This is a genomic window from Streptomyces endophyticus (assembly GCF_035798155.1).
Classification (GTDB): Bacteria; Actinomycetota; Actinomycetes; order Streptomycetales; family Streptomycetaceae; genus Streptomyces; species Streptomyces endophyticus.
The window spans coordinates 64,230-82,423 of record NZ_JAOZYC010000164.1 but is presented as its reverse complement, the minus strand read 5'-3'; the positions used below and the strand labels follow the sequence as shown (position 1 = coordinate 82,423).

Sequence of the window (18,194 nt, the reverse complement as noted above, 5' to 3'; positions counted from 1 at the left end):
CCGCTCAGGAACGCGGTGCGACGGGGCAGCCGAGCCGTGCGCGGATGTCCGCCACGGAGATGTCCTCGACCAGCGGGTCCGCCGGTGGTGCGGGCTCCCCCGCGTCGAGGTTCGTCCGGTGTTGGTGGACCACGGTCCGCAGGTCGGTGACGACACGGGTGACCGGGTCGCCGACGCCCGTCAGCGGCAGGGTGTGGGCGACGTCGCCCCAGACGCTGATCGTGCAGCACCCGTGGAGGGCCTCCGTGTCCTGGATGTTCACCGGCGGGAGGGTCCAACCGTCCGCGGCCTGCAGTTCGTCGCGCAGCTCCGACACCCGATGGAGGATGAGGGCGCCACCGTCCGGGTCGAAGTGCTCGACCATGTCCGAGGAGATGAGAACGCGCAGCGGCGCACCGCGCTGCTCGGCCTGCCAGGACAGACGGCGGAAGGCCTCGACCGACTGGGCCGCTGATTCGTCGGTCTCCGCGTCGGCCCCGTCCGCCTCGGCGAGCTGCGCCAGTTCGCCGAGCAGCTGACTCTCCAACACGGCAGAGGGGAGGGCTCTGGCCAGGGCGCACGCCGCCATGAGGCTCCATCTCGCGTCGGCTGACGCGTGCGGCCGTTGTGCGGTGGCGAGCTGCCGCAGGACGAGCGCGGCGTTGTATGGCTGATCGGCCGCCAGCCAGTGGCAGACGCTCAGGCGCAGCCGCTCCTCCGCGGCCGTGCCATCTCCTGTCCCCTGGGCCACCGAGCCGAGAAGTTCGTGCGCGCGTGCCGCCGTCGCGTGGTCCGTGACGGCCTCGGCGAGCGCGAGGGCCTCCGTCAGGTGGGAGCGTGCCTCCAGGAACCTCTCGTCGGCCAGGAGCCGGCCGCCCAGAGCGGTCAGCCGCAAGGGCAGCGCGGTCCGGTCGTCGGACGCCCGGCACAGTTCGAGCAGCCGCTCCAGTACGGTGCCATGTTCGAGAGCCGCGTCCGGTGCCGTCGCGGCCTCGTCGGCGAACAGGTCCCACGCCCGCATCTCTCGCTGCGGGTCGTCGTTCGCCCGGGCGAGCAGTGCCGCTTCACGGGCCTTGTCGAGAACCGCCGCCGCGTCGTGGTCGGAGAGCTGTCGTTCCGCCTCGGCTGCCGTGAGCAGCAGGTCGATCCGCAGCCACGGATTGCGCTGCGCGAGGTTCAGGGCGTGCGCCTCCCGGCGGCTCTGCGCCGCTCCCTCCGTGTCGCCCAGCGCCCAATAGGTGTTGGCGAGCTGGTCGAGCGACCGGAATTCCAGCAGCTCGTCGCCCATCTCGCGGCAGCGTTCCCGGGCCAGTCGGTAGTGGTCGATCGCGCTGTCGTGCGCGTTCCGGGAGGAGGCGACCGCCCCGAGGCAGAATTGGACGCTCGCTTCGACGTGGGCCGACCGCAGCCGCTGATTGAGCCGGATCACCTGCTGGACCAGCTGCTCGGCCTCGTCGGGGTCGGGCGGATCAAGCTCCAGCAGACGGACGGCCAGCTCAAGGATGGTGACCGCCTGATGGAGCGGCATCTCGTAGTGCTCGTACGCCGCGATCACGGCACGGAACTCGGTGCGCACGGACTCCGGGTCGTCGCCGATGATGCTCCGCGTCACTGCCTGGTTGAACCGGACGGTGGTCGCCGTCTGGCCCCGATCCCGCACGCGCCGGGCGGCGTTCATGGCTTCCTCGAACAACGCCGGCACCACGTCCAGCTCCGACGCCACACCTCGGTTGGCCACGTGGAGGGCGAGCGCGCACAGGGCGACGACCAGCGTCTCGTCGGAGCCGTGCTGCCTCGCCAGCTCGACGGCCTCTTCCGCGTGCCGGCGGCCGAGGTCCTGATTGCGCCGGCTGGCCGCCACGGCGGACTGGGCGAGGATCTGCGCCCGATCGCGCGGGTTGTCCGGGGGACACAGCTCCAGGGCCTGACCCACGTACAGATCGGCGTCGGCGGCGTGCCCCAGCTCGTTCTCCGCGACGCCCAGCATCAGGTACAGCCGGTGGTCGCTGCTCTGCCCGAGCATTTCCCGGCACAGCGCGGCCGCCTGGCTGAACCGCCGCCAGGCCAGCTCCACCAGGGCAAGGCCCAGCGTGGCGTTCACGGCGTGCGGCAGCTTGTGGCCCGCCAGCGCGAGTCTGCGCGTCTCCTTCAGGATGTCGTGGTCCAGCAGCCGGGCGTCGGGGACTTCCAGGAAGTCGTCACCCAGGAGCCTGACCAGCGCCTTCGCGCAGCGCGCCACCCGGCGTCGTTGCTGCCTCGGGTCGGGCAGGGCGAGCTGGGAGCCCAGCAGCAGGGGGACCTGGAAGCGGAGTGAGCCGTCCTCACCTCGGACGCTCTCCAGCAGGCCCAGACCCGCGAGTCGCCCGGCGCGCTCCCCTGCCTCGGCGGGCGTGGTGCGGGTCAGCAGGGCGTGCGTGCCGGCAGGAACCGGCGTGCGGATCGGCGCCGCGGCCTCCAGTTGCACGCGGGCCTCGGTTTCGATCCGGCCGAGGAGCATCGGCGCCAGGATGCTGCGCTCCAGGAAATCGTCCCGCTTGCCACGGAAGAGCTCGAGGAGAGCCTGCTCCTCCACCGGCGCCACGCCGAAGGAGCGGTCGTGGTCGAGGACGTGGCCGCGCGCCGCACGCAGCAGCCACGTCAGCAGTCGGGGATTGTCCCCCGACATGCGCCTGGCCCAGCCGACCACCGATGGGTCCAACGCCCGTCCCTCGCCGTTCAGCCGGTCGACAAGCCGGTCCACCTCGAATGGGCGCAGGTTCACCAGGTGCTTCGTCTCCAGGTGCCGTATGCAGTCGAGGGCGGGCAGATACCGGGTGGTGATCACCAGCCGGTGTGTCTGCCTCGACGTGTGGACGGCCTCGACGAGGTCGGTGAGTGCCGCTGCCGCCTCCGGACGGGTGGAGGGACGGCCGTCGACCAGCTCTATGCCGTCGCGTGACAAGCGGTCCGGCAGGTAGTTCAACTCGAACTCGTCCAGCACGATGAGCAGTTGTGGCGCCCGGTCCAGGAAGGAGCGCAGCACGTGGCGCAACGAAAGCTCCGGCCTGACGTCCCCGAGGGTCGGTGCGAGCAGGGGATCGTCCCTGATGGCGGACAGCAGCCGCGCTCCGTCGAGATCTCCTCGCAGCCACAGGCAGTGCACGGTGCTGTCGTCGCACAGGCGCTGCACCAGCCGGTTCGCCAGCGCGGTCTTTCCGATGCCGCCCAGTCCGTGCAGGACGAGCCCGTCCGACTTCTGCTGCGCGTCCCAGAAATCCAGCAGCCGCCGGGCCCACTGGACCTCCCGGCGCCGGCCCACGAACGACAACCGGTCCAGCGGTTCCCCGGCCCTTTCCTCGTTCCCGCGTCGGCCGGTGAACCGGTCTCGCTGGGCCGTTCGGGGCGGGGCCACCAGGGGGCCGGGCACCTCACCGCGTACGAACATTCTGAGCAGGTGCCAGTACGGCACGGAATCCCGGACCAACTGCCGGTACGTCCCGGCCAGGGCGACGGCCGGGGACAGTCCCTCGGCCAGCTGCTGGTAGAAGGTCGCGGCGGCCAACGTCGCGACGGCGTCCGGGACCGGACGGCCCCAGCCGAGGACGAGCGGGGCGGTCGACGATGCCAGGGACTCGGCGAGCGAGGCGACCGCACCGTCCTCCGCCGACTCGGCGCTGCGGCAGCCCGACAGGAAGACCAGCGACGGCGGCCTGCCGAAGAAGGCCTCGTGCAGGTCGCCTGCGCCGACGGCCACCTGCTCCCCGTGCGTGCCCTCCGTGAGGAAGCGGGGCACGCCGTCGGTCAGCACGGCGTGCCCCGTCAGGTGGACGACGTCGACATCACCCCGGTCGTGTGCCAGCACCCGATGGCGCAGCTCTGACAGCTCGCCGCTGTCCTCCACCTCGAGATCGACCCGGAAGCGCCGGGTGTGGTCCCAGATCCGCGCCTCCTCGTCGTCGCAGTCCAGCACCCCGCCGGACTGCTCCGGGTCACAGGCCATGAAGACGATGCGCAGCGGGCGCTTGCGGGTGGTGAGTACGGGAGCGGTGCCCGGCACCTTGCGGACCGGGGCGACGGGGTTGGCCGACGCGACCAGGAATTCCCTGCCGTCATGCAGCAATTCCCACGGCAGGTGCGCGAATCCCGACCCGGTCTCCAGGGCGAGCACCCGGACGTCACAGGCGCCCCGCGTCTCGTCGAGGTACGAGGAGAGCCGGCGCTGCGGGGTGTCCAGGAACTCGAAGAGTTTTCTGCCGTAGTTCACCAACAGCCGGCGTGCGTCGTCCGGGTCCTCGGGGAGCCGGGCGTAGTAGTGGCTCTTCGCCCGCTGGAGCATGTCCGTGATCGTGGACAGTTCGACGGGGGCCGTGTCGGGCTCGCGCTGCGGGCCGTAGTCGTAGCTCAGCCGGGCCCGGTCCGCGTCGAGCCGACCGATGGAGATGACGAGGGTGCCGTCGCGGTGTTCCATGACGAGGTGCCGCCGGTCAGTCGTCCAGCTCGTCCACCGGCGCCAGTCGGCGGGCCAATGTCTCTTCGTCCAGTGTTTCGAGTGCCAGCCGACGACCGTCGACGAGCATCAGCATCTGGTGCGGGCAGTCCGGCCGCCCCTGCCACCGGCGCCGCCATTTCATGATCTGCTCGACCAGGGCCGCCGATCCGGCGGTGATGCTCACGATCGCTGCGACGGTGAGGAGCACCGGTTCCTTCTGAGTCGGATCGCCCCGGACCAGCTCCACCTTGTCGTCCATGCCATCGAGCGCGGCGAGTTCACGCGCGGCCGACTCGAAACCGTTGCCCTCGACGAGAAACTGGATCGTCATGGGATCCCCCAACCGCTCCCCCAAGCGCCTCATTCCTGGGCATATCTTGCCGCAGAGGGCCGGACGGCGTCCACCGTCCGGCCCTGCGTGGGGTCACGTCACCAGATCCGCACCCGCTCGGCCGGCTCCACCCACAACCCGTCCCCGACCACCGTCGAAAACGCCTCATGGAACTCATCCAGGTTCCGCACGATGTTCGCCCGGAACTCCGGCGGCGAATGCGGGTCGATGGTGAGGTACTGCTGCTCCTGCTCCGCGCGCCGCTTGGTGCGCCAGCAGTACGCCCAGTTCATGAACAGCCGCTGCGTACCGGTGAGTTCGCCCTCGGTCGGCACGGGGGCGTCGCCGAGCGCGATCTTGTACGCGGTGTGCCCGATGGTGAGCCCACCGAGGTCACCGATGTTCTCGCCGACGGTCAGCGACCCGTTGACGAACTCGCCCGGCAGATTGCGCGGCGAGAAGCCGTCGTACTGCTTGATGAGCGCCTTCGACTTGCTCTCGAAGGCGGACTTGTCGTCGGCGGTCCACCAGTCGTTGAGGTTGCCCGCGCCGTCGTACTGCGCGCCCTGGTCGTCGAAGCCGTGCCCGATCTCGTGGCCGATGACGGCGCCGATGCCGCCGTAGTTCTCGGCGGCGTCGGCGTCCGGCGAGAAGAACGGCTTCTGCAGGATGCCGGCCGGGAAGCAGATCTCGTTCGTGCCCGGGTTGTAGTAGGCGTTCACGGTCTGCGGCAGCATGAACCACTCATCGCGGTCGACCGGCGCGCCGATCTTCGCCAGCTGCCGGTCGTGCTCGAAGGCGTCGGCGGCGTACGCGTTGGCAAGCAGGTCGTCGGGGACGACGGCGAGCCCGGAGTAGTCACGGAACTCGTCCGGGTAGCCGATCTTCGGCCGGAACGTGGCGAGCTTCTCGTACGCCCGCTCCTTCGTCTCGTCCGTCATCCAGTCGAGGCGGGAGATGGACTGGCGGTACGCCTCAAGGAGGTTGGCGACCAGCTCGTCCATGAGCGCCTTCGAGCGCGGCGGGAAGTGCCGGGCCACGTACTCCTTGCCGACGGACTCGCCGATGGCGCCCTCGACGAAGGCGACGCCGCGCTTCCAGCGGGCGCGCAGCTCCGGCGTGCCGTTCAGCGTGTGTCCGTAGAACTCGAAGTTGACGCGCACGAACGGCGTCGACAGGTACGGCGCGGCGGAGCGCAGCACGCGCGCGAGCAGCCAGTCGCGCCACTGCTCGATCGGCACCTCGGTGAGGACCGCGGAGAGGTGGGTGAGGTAGGAGGGCTGGCGCACGCACGACTCGGCGAGGGTCTCGTCCTTGCCGCCGAGCCCGGTGACGTAGCCCTGCCAGTCGAACGCCGGGGCGAGCTCGGTGAGTTCGTCGAAGGTGGTGAGGTTGTACGTCTTCTGTACGTCGCGGGTCTCGGCGCGCTCCCAGTGGCCCTCGGCGAGCCGGGTCTCCAGGGCGAGGACGGTGCGCGCGGCGGCGGCCGGGTCGGTGTGCTCGCCGAGCGTGAACAGCTCGGTCAGGTACGCCTCGTACTTCTCGCGGATCTCCGCGAACTTCTCTTCGCGGTAGTACGACTCGTCGGGCAGACCGAGACCGCCCTGGAGGATGTTGAAGAGGTAGCGGTCGGAGTTCCGGTCGTCGCTGTCGATGTAGGCACCGAACAGGCCGGAGCCGCCCTTGCGCTCGAAGCGGCCGAGGAAGCCGGCGAGCTGCCGCACGTCGCTGAGGCCCGCCACTTCGTCGATCAGCGGTCGCAGCGGGTCGAGACCGCGGGCCTCGACGGCCTCCTCGTCCATGAACGACGCGTACAGGTCGGCGATCTTGCGCGCGTCGTCCGCGTCCAGGCTCGTGGGGCCGCCGGCCGCGATCTCCTGAATGATCTCCTTGACCCGCTGCTCGGCCACGTCCACGAGCTCCACGAAGGGGCCCCAGCTGGAGCGGTCGTCGGGGATGGGCTCGGTCTCCAGCCACTGGCCGTTGACATGCCCGAAGAGGTCGTCCTGCGGTCGGATCGCCGGGTCCATGCCCGGGCGTGCGTCATCCAGAGTGCTCATCGCTGCACCCTACCCAGGTCAGGGCGTAGGAGGAGCGTCAAATACGGCGCCTTCCGCGCAGCGAGAACAGCACTGCCCCCGGACGGCACGGGCCGTCCGGGGGCAGTGTTCGCGCAGCGCTGATCAGACGCGCATCAGACACGCATCAGACGCGCATCGGACTCGGACCGGACTCGCATCAGGCGAGCGAGGCCAGCGCCTCGTTCAGCGTCTGCGACGGGCGCATGACCTTGTCGGCCTTGGCCGGATCGGGCTTGAAGTAGCCGCCGATGTCGGCCGGGGAGCCCTGCACGGCGATCAGCTCGTCGACGATCTTCTGCTCGCTCGCGGCGAGCTTCTCCGCGAACGGGGCGAAGGCCTTGGCGAGCTCCGCGTCCTCGGTCTGCTTGGCCAGCTCCTGGGCCCAGTACAGGGCGACGTAGAAGTGGCTGCCGCGGTTGTCGATGCCGCCGAGGCGACGGGTCGGCGACTTGTCCTCGTTGAGGAAGGTGCCGGTGGCGCGGTCCAGGGTCTCGCCGAGGACCTTCGCACGGGCGTTGTCCGTGGTGGTGGCGAGGTGCTCGAAGGAGACGGCCAGCGCGAGGAACTCACCGAGGGAGTCCCAGCGCAGGTAGTTCTCCTTGACCAGCTGCTGGACGTGCTTCGGGGCGGAGCCGCCGGCGCCCGTCTCGAAGAGGCCGCCGCCGTTCATCAGCGGGACGACCGACAGCATCTTGGCGCTGGTGCCCAGCTCCAGGATCGGGAACAGGTCGGTCAGGTAGTCGCGCAGCACGTTGCCGGTGACCGAGATGGTGTTCAGGCCCTGGCGGATGCGCTCGACGGAGAGCTTGGTGGCGTCCTCCGGGTTGAGGATCCGGATGTCCAGGCCCTCGGGGCCGAACTCCGGCAGGTACTGCTCGACCTTCTTGATCAGCTGCGCGTCGTGGGCGCGGCCCTCGTCCAGCCAGAACACGGCCGGGTCGCCGGTGGCGCGGGCGCGCGTGACGGCGAGCTTGACCCAGTCCTTGATCGGGGCGTCCTTGGTCTGGCAGGCGCGGAAGATGTCGCCCTCGGAGACGGCCTGCTCCAGGACGGCCTCGCCGGCCTGGTTGACCACGCGGACGGTGCCGGTGGTGGGGATCTCGAAGGTCTTGTCGTGCGAGCCGTACTCCTCGGCCTTCTGCGCCATGAGGCCGACGTTCGGGACGGTGCCCATGGTCGACGGGTCGAAGGCGCCGTTGGCGCGGCAGTCCTCGATGACGGCCTGGTAGACACCGGCGTACGAGGAGTCCGGGATCACCGCGAGGGTGTCCTGCTCCTGGTCGTCCTTGTTCCACATGTGGCCGGACGTGCGGATCATCGCGGGCATGGAGGCGTCGATGATGACGTCGGACGGCACGTGCAGGTTGGTGATGCCGCGGTTCGAGTCGACCATGGCCAGGTCGGGACCGGCGGCCAGCTCGGCGTCGAAGGACGCCTTGATCTCGGCGCCGTTCGCGAGGGTCTCGAGGCCCTTGTAGATGCCGCCGAGACCGTCGTTCGGGGAGAGGCCCGCGGCGGCCAGGTCGGCGCCGAAGCGGGCGAAGGTCTCCGGGAAGAAGGCGCGCACGACGTGACCGAAGATGATCGGGTCGGAGACCTTCATCATGGTGGCCTTCAGGTGCGCGGAGAACAGCACACCCTCTTCCTTGGCACGGGCGATCTGCGCGGTGAGGAACTCGCGCAGCGGCGCGACGTGCAGCACGGAGGCGTCGACGACCTCGCCGGCGAGGACCGGTACGGACTCGCGCAGCACGGTGGTGGTGCCGTTGTCGGCGACGAGCTCGATCTTCAGCTTGTCGTCGGCCGGGATGACGGTGGACTTCTCGGTCGAGCGGAAGTCGTTCTCACCCATGGTCGCGACGTTCGTCTTCGACTCGGCGGTCCAGGCGCCCATGCGGTGCGGGTGGGCCTTGGCGTAGTTCTTCACCGAGGCGGGGGCGCGGCGGTCGGAGTTGCCCTCGCGCAGCACCGGGTTGACGGCGGAGCCCTTGACCTTGTCGTAGCGGGCGCCGACCTCGCGCTCCTCGTCGGTCTTCGGCTCGTCCGGGTAGGCCGGGAGCGCGTAGCCCTGCTCCTGCAGCTCGGCGACGGCGGCCTTGAGCTGCGGGATGGACGCCGAGATGTTCGGCAGCTTGATGATGTTGGCCTGCGGCGTCTTGGCCAGCTCGCCGAGCTCGGCGAGGGCGTCCGGGACGCGCTGCTCCTCGGTCAGGTACTCCGGGAACTGGGCGAGGATGCGCCCGGCCAGGGAGATGTCACGGGTCTCGACGCCGACACCGGCGGTGGACGCGTAGGCCTCGATGACCGGCAGGAAGGAATACGTCGCGAGGGCCGGGGCCTCGTCTGTGTGCGTGTAAATAATGGTCGAGTCAGTCACCGGATGCTCCGCTTCCACGTCTTCCGCGTCGTCTGCAGTCTTGCTCTCTGATTGCTCGACATCAAGATATCTCGTCCTCGACCAGGATTCGAAAGGGGTTCGCTCGCCAAGATCTTTCCGGCCCCGCGGCGGGGCCGGGGATGTTCCGTGTTCTGGTGGTTCACCGTTCTGGTGGCTCACTGTTCTGGTGGTTCACTCCGGGACGCAGACCGTGAGCCACTCCGCGCCCCAGGGCCGGTAGCCGTGCCGCCCCCGCAGCCCGGCCACGATCGCCGGGACGTGCCCGGCTCCATAGACGACGGCCACCCGCAGCGGTTCCGCGTGGTGCTCGGCGTGGATCCCGTCGAGCGCGTCGAGCAGCCGCAGGTCACGGTGGTCGGACATGGCGTGACCGATCGGATGGTCGGCCAGCATCTCCGCCCGCGCCGTCGTCGGCAGATCGTCGACCGCCAGGTCCTCGTCGAGGAAGGCGCGCGGCCCGCGCAGCGCGAAGACCAGCCCCATCACGGGGGCCGCGAGCAACATCAGCAGATAGGTCCACCGCGGCAGCGTCTTGAGGTCCGCGACCGCCTCGGCCGCGGTCACGTCCGGGCGCAGGACCGGCACGGACTCGGGGAGCAGCAGGTCGCCGCGCTGCAACTGCAGGCCGTTACGGCTCCGGCGCGGGGCGAACCGGTAGGCGAGCGTCAGCGTGCTCACCACGGCCGACTTCCCGCGGATGCCCTCCATGACGACGAGGTCGCAGGTCCGCAGCCGGAGCCGGACCTGGGCATAGAACGCCGGCGACGCGACGTGCAGCATCGGGAAGACGACGAACTCCATCGGCGTCCCGCGCCGCCGCAGAGTGATCACCGCGGAACGTATGGCGTACCCGGTCACTTCGATGATCTGCACGACGCCCCCCGTTGCCGCCCGACATCTGGGGACACGAGGGCTCCCGTGCGCACGGTTCCGCCATTCAAGCCCCTACGCGGGGGTCGAGCGACCTCCGGTCCAGGCGAGCAACTCCTCCGCCGACCAGGTGGTCACCACCCGCTCCGCAGGAACCCCACACTCCTCGGCACGGGCGCAGCCGAAGAGTTGCCAGTCGAGCTGGCCGGGGGCGTGGGCGTCGGTGTCGATGGCGAAGAGGGTGCCGGCCGCCACCGCCTTGCGCAGCAGGCGGCGGGGCGGGTCGAGCCGTTCGGGACGGCTGTTGATCTCGACCGCGGTGCCGGCGGCCGCGCACGCCGCGAACACCTCGTCGGCGTCGAACTGCGACTCGGGGCGGCCCTTGCCGGTGACCAGGCGACCGGTGCAGTGGCCCAGGATGTCGGCGTGCGGGTTGCCGACGGCGGCGACCAGGCGGCGGGTCATCGCGGCGGCGGCCATCCGCAGCTTGGAGTGGACCGAGACGACGACCACGTCCAGACGGTCGAGCAGCTCGGGTTCCTGGTCGAGCGAGCCGTCGTCGAGGATGTCGCACTCGATGCCGGTGAGCAGCCGGAACGGCGCCCAGTGCGCGTTGAGTTCGGCCACCACGTCCAGTTGCTCGCGCAGCCGCTGCGGTGAGAGGCCGCGGGCCACCGTGAGGCGCGGCGAGTGGTCCGTGAGCACCGCCCACTCGTGGCCGATGTCCCGGGCGGCGCGGCCCATCTCCTCGATCGGGCTGCCGCCGTCCGACCAGTCGGAGTGCAGATGACAGTCGCCGCGCAACAGGGACCGCAGCGCGACGCCCTCGTCACCCTCCAAGGGCACCGTGCGCGCCAGCTCGTCCTCCAGGTGCGTCAGGTAGTCGGGGACCTGCCCGGCGGCCGCCTCCCGGATCACCGCGGCGGTCTTGGGGCCGATGCCCTTGAGCGACTCCAGGGAGCCGGCCGCGATGTGCCGCGCGACCTCCGCGTCCCCCAGGTCGGTGATCACACCTGCGGCGGTACGGAACGCGCGCACCCGGTAGGTGGGCGCGCCGTCCCGCTCCAGCAGGAACGCGATCCGTTCCAGCGCCCGTACGGGCTCCATCGCCACCTCCGGCCGCTCCGCTTACATGTCCATCGTGCCGCACTCGGCACGGAACTGTTTCCTGGACGGCCAGACGGCCAGACGGCCAGACGGCCAGACGGCCAGACGGCCAGACGGCCAGACGGTCAAGGGTCAGGGGCGCGAGAGAACCTGCGCACGGGACGATCGTTCACCACGGCGGGTACCGGCTCCGGCCAACGCGGGCGGACCTTCGTGGAGAGAGAGCCTTCGTGCGGTGGTTGCAGCCAGGGCCGACGAGCGCGTTGCTGCTCGTGCTCGCCGGATCGTTTCTCACGGCGGTGCTGTTCGTACGGTGCCGCGCGGCGCGGCCTGGGCGGGCGTCGGCCTCGGGCCCGGTCGTCTGGGGTGGGGTCGCTGCTGGTGGTGCGGTGGCGGGCGTCGCCTCTTGCGCGGCGGGTGTCGCGCTGGTGTGGCCGTTGGCCATGGGCGCTCTCTCTATCAGTGCTTATGCGCTTCTTCGCCGCGCGACGCCCCGGCTGCACACGGCCGGCCACCTCATGGCAGTGACCGGGCCGGTCGTGCGGCTCGCGCTGGTGGGATGGTGGGCGGCGATTGCGGTACCTCTTGTTTTGCGCGCTGCGTGGCCGGTGGTGGCTGTCGCGGCCGTATGGGTGGTGCTGGGCCTGCTACGGCTTCCCTCCGCGCTCCTCGACGCGCACCTGACCCAGGAGGTGTTGTGCCGGCGGTCATGGCGGCGCCCCACCCGACTTTCTGGCGCCGAGACGGTGCACGGTCCCCGGATCTGCGTACACGTGCCGTGCCACGCCGAGCCCCCGGACGTCGTGATGGCCACGTTGGACGCCCTGGCGACCCAGCGGTACCAAGATTTCGAAGTACTGGTGATCGACAACAACACGGCGGATCCCGCGCTGTGGCGCCCCGTCCAGGATCACTGCGACCGGCTGGGGCCGCGCTTTCGATTCCTGCACGTGATGGGGCTGACCGGTGCCAAGGCCGGGGCACTCAACCTCGCGCTGGAACAGACCGATTCGCGTGTTGAGGTGATCGCGGTGGTCGACGCCGACTACCAGGTGCGGCCCGATTTCCTCTCCCGCCTTGCCGTTCCCTTCGCCGACGGCCGCACCGGGTTCGTCCAGGCCCGTCACGACTACCGTGGCTGGTCCGCAAGTGGCTGGCTGACTGGCTGCTATTACGAGTACCGGCTGATGTACTCGACTTATCTTGTCGCTCGCAATGCCTACGACTCCGCGCTCATCGCGGGCACGCTGTGCCTGGTCCGGCACACGGCCCTACGGGAGGTCGGCGGTTGGGCGGAGTGGTGCGGCTCGGAGGACTCGGAGCTGGCCCTGCGCATCACCGCGGCCGGCTGGAGGTCGCAGTACACCGACACGGCATTCGGATACGGTCTGATCCCCGAGACGTTCGTCGGTTACCGGCGCCAGCGCGCCCGCTGGGTCTCCGGCCCGGCTCAGGAACTGCGGCACTACTGGCGCCTGTTCCTGCCCCGTCCGTGGGCGGCGCCCTCACGGTTGGACGCCCGGCAGAAGATGCTGCATGCCCATCATGGTGCCCGCGAGGCCCTGCGCTCGCTCCACATGGCCGCGTCGCTGCCCCTCGCACTCGCGGCCGTGGCTTTCGCCAGGAAAGAATCGGAACTACAGGTCGACGGTGCCGCGTTGGGGGCCACCTTGCTGTTCGCCGTCGCCTCGCTCACACAACGCTGGAACGTCTTCCGCTATGTGGTGGGCGCTTCGCGTATCGCCGTCCTCCGTGCGTGGGCCGCTCAGGCAGCTCTGGACCACGTCTGCTGGACGGCGGGCTTCGCCTTCTGGCGAGGACGGCGCCCATGGCTGCGTACAAGCAAGTTCACCAACCGGCCGTGCGGGCTCGGCGCTCTGGCCGGGGCCCTGCCGGAGTTGCTCATGACTCTCCTCTGGCTCGCCATGGCACTGGGCGCGCTTCTCTCCGCCCGATCCCCGCTCGGACTCCTCATCGGCTGCGGGCTCCTGTTGCCGGCCGGACGTGCTCTGGCCGCACCGGCGGCGGCGCTCTACGCGGACCGCTGTCTGGCACACGCAGCAAGACACCCCGATACCGCAGAGCCGCGCCCTCGACGGCGAGCCGGGGTGCCTGCGGCAGTATCCAGCGATAGCCCAGCGCGGCAGGACAACCACGCGCACGCACGATCGTCCGATTGAAGATCAACAGACTAGCGCCCTCCGTGGGAACCCCCTTCTCCGTGGGACGACTTACGACTTCCATCTCCCCAGATCCAAGGAGCCCATTCCGTGCTCACTTCCGTTCCGCCGCTCCAGGTGCCCGAGTATCAACGTCTGCGCATCGTCATCACCGGAGGAGCCGGTTTCATCGGCTCACACCTCTGCGACCGACTCTTGGCTGATGGCCATTCAGTGCTCTGCTTCGACGACCTGAGTACGGGGCGGATGGACAATCTGGCAGCGTGCCTGCCCCATCCACGGTTCTCGTTCGTCCGACATGACGTGGCCGAGGAGTTCGACTGCGAGGGTCCCGTTGCGGCGGTCGCACATCTGGCTTGCCCTGCGAGCCCGCAGGACTATCTGCACCGCCCGATCGAAACCCTCCGGACCGGCTCGCTCGGAACGCTCAACGCCCTGTCGCTGGCCAAGCGTAAGGGCGCTCGCCTGCTCTACGCCTCCACCAGCGAGTCCTACGGCGACCCAGAGATCCACCCCCAACCCGAGGGGTACTGGGGGCATGTGAACCCGGTCGGCCCCCGAGCCGTGTACGACGAATCCAAGCGATTCGGTGAAGCGGCTGCGGCAGCGTACCGCCGAAAGCACGGAGTCAGCACCGGGATCGTGAGGATCTTCAACACCTACGGTCCCCGAATGCGAGCGCAGGATGGCCGGGTGGTGCCCGCGTTCATCACCCGGGCACTCGTCGACGAAGCCCTGCTGCTGCATGGCGACGGCGCGCAGACCCGTTCCTTCTGCCACGTGGATGACCTTGTTGAGGGACTGGTCTCCATGCTCGAGTGCGACCACGCAGGTCCGATCAATCTCGGCAATCCCGAGGAGGTGACCATGCTGGAACTCGCCTCCCTGGTCCAGGAACTCACCGGCAGCCGGGCCGGGATGACGCGTGGCCCCGCCCTCGAGGATGACCCCAGCCGCCGTATGCCCGACATCACACTTGCCGGGACCGCTCTCGCATGGAGGCCGACCATCTCGTTGGCGGAAGGTCTGGCGCGCACCATCGCGTGGTTCACCAACTGCCAGCAGCTCTCGGGCACCGCAGGCCGCGATCCGGAGGTCGCTGCACCGGGCGCGCACTGAGGCTTGTCAGCACGGGAGCCAGCACCACCACACCCGGGGCCAAAAGTATGGTGCCCCACCACATGTGCCACTGACCTGCGTGTTCCTACCTTGTGGCAGCACGCAGACGTCCCCCTCCCTACCTGGAAGTGGTGCACATGGCCTCCGCAGCAACCGCTCCGCCAACACCCGGAAACCTCAAGCGCATTGTCGCGGCGAGTCTCATAGGCACCACCATCGAGTGGTACGACTTCTTCCTCTACGGCAGCGCCGCGGCGCTGGTGTTCAACAAGCTCTTCTTCCCCGACTCCGATCCCCTGGTCGGCACCCTCCTCTCCTTCCTGACGTACGCAGTCGGATTCGCCGCCCGTCCTCTGGGCGCACTCGTCTTCGGGCACTACGGCGACCGGCTCGGGCGCAAGAAGCTCCTGGTGGTCAGCCTGCTCATGATGGGCGGCGCCACCTTCGCCATCGGCCTGCTCCCGACCCACGCGACCGTCGGCACGGCCGCGCCCGTACTGCTCACCGTGCTCCGTCTCGTCCAGGGCTTCGCCCTCGGCGGCGAGTGGGGCGGCGCGGTGCTCCTCGTGTCCGAGCACGGAGATGCCCGGCGCCGCGGCTTCTGGGCCTCCTGGCCGCAGACGGGCGCGCCCGCGGGACAGCTCCTCGCGACCGGCGTGCTCTCCGCCCTGACCGCCCTGATCTCGGATGCCGCGTTCACCGACTGGGGCTGGCGAATCCCGTTCCTCCTCTCCGGCGTGCTCGTGCTCGTGGGTCTGTGGATACGTCTCTCTGTCGATGAATCCCCCGTCTTCAAGGAGGCGTTGGCCCGCGCCGAGGCCCGCAAGGCGGTCTCCGACACCGTGGAGAAGATGCCGCTGGTAGCGGTCCTGCGGCACCACTGGCGCGATGTCCTGGTCGCCATCGGCGCCCGCATGGCCGAGAACATCAGCTACTACGTCATCACCGCCTTCATCCTCGTGTACGCCACCACGTCGGCCGGCGTCTCGAAGCAGACCGCGCTGAACGCCGTGCTCATCGCGTCCGCCGTGCACTTCGCCGTGATCCCCGCCTGGGGCGCCCTCTCCGACCGGGTCGGCCGCAGGCCGGTGTATCTGCTGGGCGCGGCGGGCGTCGGCCTGTGGATGTTCCCGTTCTTCTCCCTCATCGACTCGGCGAGCTTCGGTGGCCTGCTCCTGGCCGTGACCGTCGGCCTGGTGCTGCACGGCGCCATGTACGCCCCGCAAGCCGCGTTCTTCACCGAGATGTTCGCGACGCGGATGCGCTACTCCGGGGCGTCGATCGGTGCACAGTTCGCCTCGGTGGCGGCGGGCGCGCCCGCACCGCTCATCGCGACGGCCCTGCTGTCCTCGTACGGCTCCTCGACGCCGATCTCCCTGTACGTCATCGCGGCCGCGCTCCTGACGCTGATCGCCGTGGGCGTGGCGAAGGAGACCCGTCACCGGGACCTGGCCGACCTGGACGCCGTGGGCTCGGACGACGTAGCGCGCAGCGACCGCCCGGTGAAGCTCCACGGCGCCTGACACGTGCAGCGCCTTACCCCCGCCGGCCCCGTGGTTGCGGACTCGGGACTCGCCCCGGACCCCGCGCCTCAATCGCCGGCGGGGCTTGAGGTGACCGGCGCGGACGGGGTCAGGCTATGTCCGGGGCCGCCAACCGGTGCAGCCGCAGGGCCAGTTGGATCTCCAGTGCGCGCTCCGGTGTCTGCCAGTCCTCGCCGAGGAGCCGGCCCACCCGCTCCAGACGCTGCGCGACCGTGTTCACGTGCACGTGCAGCGCGTCCTTCGTGCGGGCCGGGCTCATGCCGGACGCGAAGTAGGCATCCAGGGTGCGCAGCAGGTCGGTGCCTCTTCGCTCGTCGTAGGTGACGACCTCGCCGATCGTGCGGGCGACGAACCCCGCGACGTCCCGGCTGTCGGCGAGCAGTAGCCCGAGGAACCCGAAGTCCTCGGCCGCCGCGCCCTGCCCGGACCTGCCGAGCAGCCGCAGCGCGTCGAGACAGCGCTGCGCCTCCACGTACGCGGCAGCCACTCGCTCCGTCCACCCGGCCAGGTCGGCGACGGGGGCCGAGGCGCCCACGGTGACGCTCTCGTGGATCGCCTCGGAGAGCCGGCCCGCGACATGGGACGCCAGCTCCGACGCGGCGGTGGTGTCCGCCGGGAGCAGCAGGACGGTGCCGCCGTCCCGCGCGGCGGCCAGGCCGTGCCGGGTCGCCGCGAGGTGGTTGGCCGCGGACCACAGGCGGCGGCGCGCGGCCGCCTCCTGCTCGGCGTCACCGGTGCTCTCCAGGCGGGCGGCGAGCACCACATGGGTCGCGTCGAGGTCGGCGTGCAGCCGCTCGGCTCTCTCGCGCAGGAGCCGCGGGTCGCGGTCGCGCCCGTCGAGGAGGTCGTCCAGCAGCTCGCCCCTGACCCGCTGTTCGGCCTCGGCCGCGGAGCGCCGGGCGAGCAGCAGCAGCGAGGTGACCATGGCGGCGCGCTCCAGGGTGCGCTGGTCGACCGGGTCGAGGCCCGGGTGGCCGCGCAGCACGAGGGCGCCGAGCAGCTCGCCGCCGGCGGCGACGGCCGCGACCCAGTCGTCCCGGTGTCGCACCGCGTGCCCGTCGGCGCGGGACGCTTCGAGGGCGCGGCCGGGTGCCGCCTCCGCGTCGGTGAACTCCACGGTGCCGTCGAGGACTTGGGAGACGGCCGCGGCCACGTCGTGCACTCCGCCGCCGCGCAGCACCAGCTCGGCGAGCCGGTCGTGCACGTCGGACGCGCGCTCGATGACGCCGCTGCGGTCGCGGATGATCTCGTTGGCGCGCTCCAGTTCGTTCAGCGCCTGCCGGGTCTCGGTGAGCAGGTTCGCGGTGTCGATGGCCGCGGCGGCGAGCGCCGCGAAGGAGCCGAGGAGCGCGATCTCCTCGCGCTCGAAGACCCGTGCGCGCCGGTCGGAGGCGAACAGCACCCCGATCACCTGCGCTCCCAGCATGAGCGGCACGCCGAGGATGGCGACGAGCCCTTCGTCCCCCACCCCCGCGTCGATGGTGTGGGTGTGCTGGAAGCGCACGTCGTGCCCGTAGTCGTCGGTGACGTACGGCCGCGCGGTCTGCGCGACGAGGCCGCCGAGACCCTCCCCCATGCCGAGGCGCAGCTGCTGGAAGCGGGCCGCGACCGAGCCCTCGGTGACCCGCATGTAGGTGTCGCCCCTGGCCGGGTCGTTCAGCGTGAGGTAGGCGACGTCGGTGCCGAGCAGCGAGCGGGCCCGCTGGACGATGGCCTGCAGCACCGCGTCCAGGTCGCGCAGGCCCGCGAGGTCGTGCGCGGTCTCGAACAGTGCGGACAGCTCCGCCTCGCGGCGCCGCCTGCCCTCCATCTCCGCGCGCACCCGCAGCGCGAGCGCCTTGGCCGCTTCGAGTGCCGCTATCCGCTCGGGCGTCGCGCCCTCGGCCCGGGCCAGCAGCACGGGCTGTTCGTAGGCATCGGCGGAGGCGCCCCTGGCGAGCAGTTCCAGGAACGGGGCCTGCGGGTCCTCGGTGGTCACCGGGCCGGAGGCGGTGGCTGAGTGCGGTTGGTGGCGCGACATGCGGACAAGGATTACCCGTCGAGCGGTCGGGCCTGCTAGCCCTGTGGACAACTCGGGTCGTCGCGGAATCTCGCTCACCCGGTCGAGGGACCGCGCT

General features: G+C 70.4%; 10 protein-coding genes. 3 read left to right on the top strand and 7 right to left on the bottom strand.

Annotated features, from left to right (window positions below; genetic code table 11):
* Nucleotides 1–4 precede the first annotated feature (4 nt).
* From OKJ99_RS33185 to OKJ99_RS33160, 6 genes are all read right to left on the bottom strand, one after another.
* Nucleotides 5–4,426 (bottom strand): CHAT domain-containing protein, encoded by a 4,422-nt coding sequence (locus OKJ99_RS33185; RefSeq protein ID WP_326021792.1) that lies wholly within the window; start codon nt 4,424–4,426, stop codon nt 5–7.
* A gap of 16 nt (nt 4,427–4,442) precedes the next feature.
* Nucleotides 4,443–4,778 carry a hypothetical protein gene (locus OKJ99_RS33180; protein WP_326021790.1) on the bottom strand — a complete coding sequence of 112 codons (336 nt, stop codon included), beginning with the start codon at nt 4,776–4,778 and terminating at the stop codon, nt 4,443–4,445.
* A gap of 98 nt (nt 4,779–4,876) precedes the next feature.
* A complete protein-coding gene (locus tag OKJ99_RS33175; RefSeq protein ID WP_326021788.1) occupies nt 4,877–6,838 on the bottom strand; it encodes a M13 family metallopeptidase in 1,962 nt (653 codons plus the stop codon).
* A gap of 178 nt (nt 6,839–7,016) precedes the next feature.
* Nucleotides 7,017–9,236 carry an NADP-dependent isocitrate dehydrogenase gene (locus OKJ99_RS33170; protein ID WP_326021786.1) on the bottom strand — a complete coding sequence of 740 codons (2,220 nt, stop codon included), beginning with the start codon at nt 9,234–9,236 and terminating at the stop codon, nt 7,017–7,019.
* A gap of 192 nt (nt 9,237–9,428) precedes the next feature.
* Nucleotides 9,429–10,130: a hypothetical protein gene (locus OKJ99_RS33165; RefSeq protein WP_326021784.1), complete on the bottom strand. Its 702-nt coding sequence runs from the start codon at nt 10,128–10,130 to the stop codon at nt 9,429–9,431.
* A gap of 72 nt (nt 10,131–10,202) precedes the next feature.
* Nucleotides 10,203–11,234: a PHP domain-containing protein gene (locus OKJ99_RS33160; RefSeq protein WP_326021782.1), complete on the bottom strand. Its 1,032-nt coding sequence runs from the start codon at nt 11,232–11,234 to the stop codon at nt 10,203–10,205.
* A gap of 272 nt (nt 11,235–11,506) precedes the next feature.
* Here OKJ99_RS33160 and OKJ99_RS33155 point away from each other — a divergent pair, with 272 nt between their 5' ends.
* From OKJ99_RS33155 to OKJ99_RS33145, 3 genes are all read left to right on the top strand, one after another.
* Entirely contained in the window at nt 11,507–13,414 is a 1,908-nt protein-coding gene (locus OKJ99_RS33155) for a glycosyltransferase (RefSeq protein WP_326022011.1), read from the top strand.
* 90 nt (nt 13,415–13,504) lie between these two features.
* Entirely contained in the window at nt 13,505–14,533 is a 1,029-nt protein-coding gene (locus OKJ99_RS33150; protein ID WP_326021781.1) for a UDP-glucuronic acid decarboxylase family protein, read from the top strand.
* Between the two features lie 137 nt (nt 14,534–14,670).
* Nucleotides 14,671–16,056, top strand: a complete 1,386-nt coding sequence (locus OKJ99_RS33145; protein ID WP_326021779.1) for an MFS transporter — start codon at nt 14,671–14,673, stop codon at nt 16,054–16,056.
* Nucleotides 16,057–16,165: 109 nt separating this feature from the next.
* Here OKJ99_RS33145 and OKJ99_RS33140 read toward each other — a convergent pair whose 3' ends face one another.
* Entirely contained in the window at nt 16,166–18,097 is a 1,932-nt protein-coding gene (locus OKJ99_RS33140) for a helix-turn-helix domain-containing protein (RefSeq protein ID WP_326021777.1), read from the bottom strand.
* Nucleotides 18,098–18,194: the final 97 nt, after the last annotated feature.

Bases quoted from the DNA above. Each gene is read 5' to 3' on its own strand.
- OKJ99_RS33140 (WP_326021777.1), bottom strand. From the start codon at position 18,097: ATGTCGCGCCACCAACCGCACTCAGCCACCGCCTCCGGCCCGGTGACC.
- OKJ99_RS33185 (WP_326021792.1), bottom strand. From the start codon at position 4,426: ATGGAACACCGCGACGGCACCCTCGTCATCTCCATCGGTCGGCTCGAC.
- OKJ99_RS33145 (WP_326021779.1), top strand. From the start codon at position 14,671: ATGGCCTCCGCAGCAACCGCTCCGCCAACACCCGGAAACCTCAAGCGC.
- OKJ99_RS33180 (WP_326021790.1), bottom strand. From the start codon at position 4,778: ATGACGATCCAGTTTCTCGTCGAGGGCAACGGTTTCGAGTCGGCCGCG.
- OKJ99_RS33160 (WP_326021782.1), bottom strand. From the start codon at position 11,234: ATGGAGCCCGTACGGGCGCTGGAACGGATCGCGTTCCTGCTGGAGCGG.
- OKJ99_RS33175 (WP_326021788.1), bottom strand. From the start codon at position 6,838: ATGAGCACTCTGGATGACGCACGCCCGGGCATGGACCCGGCGATCCGA.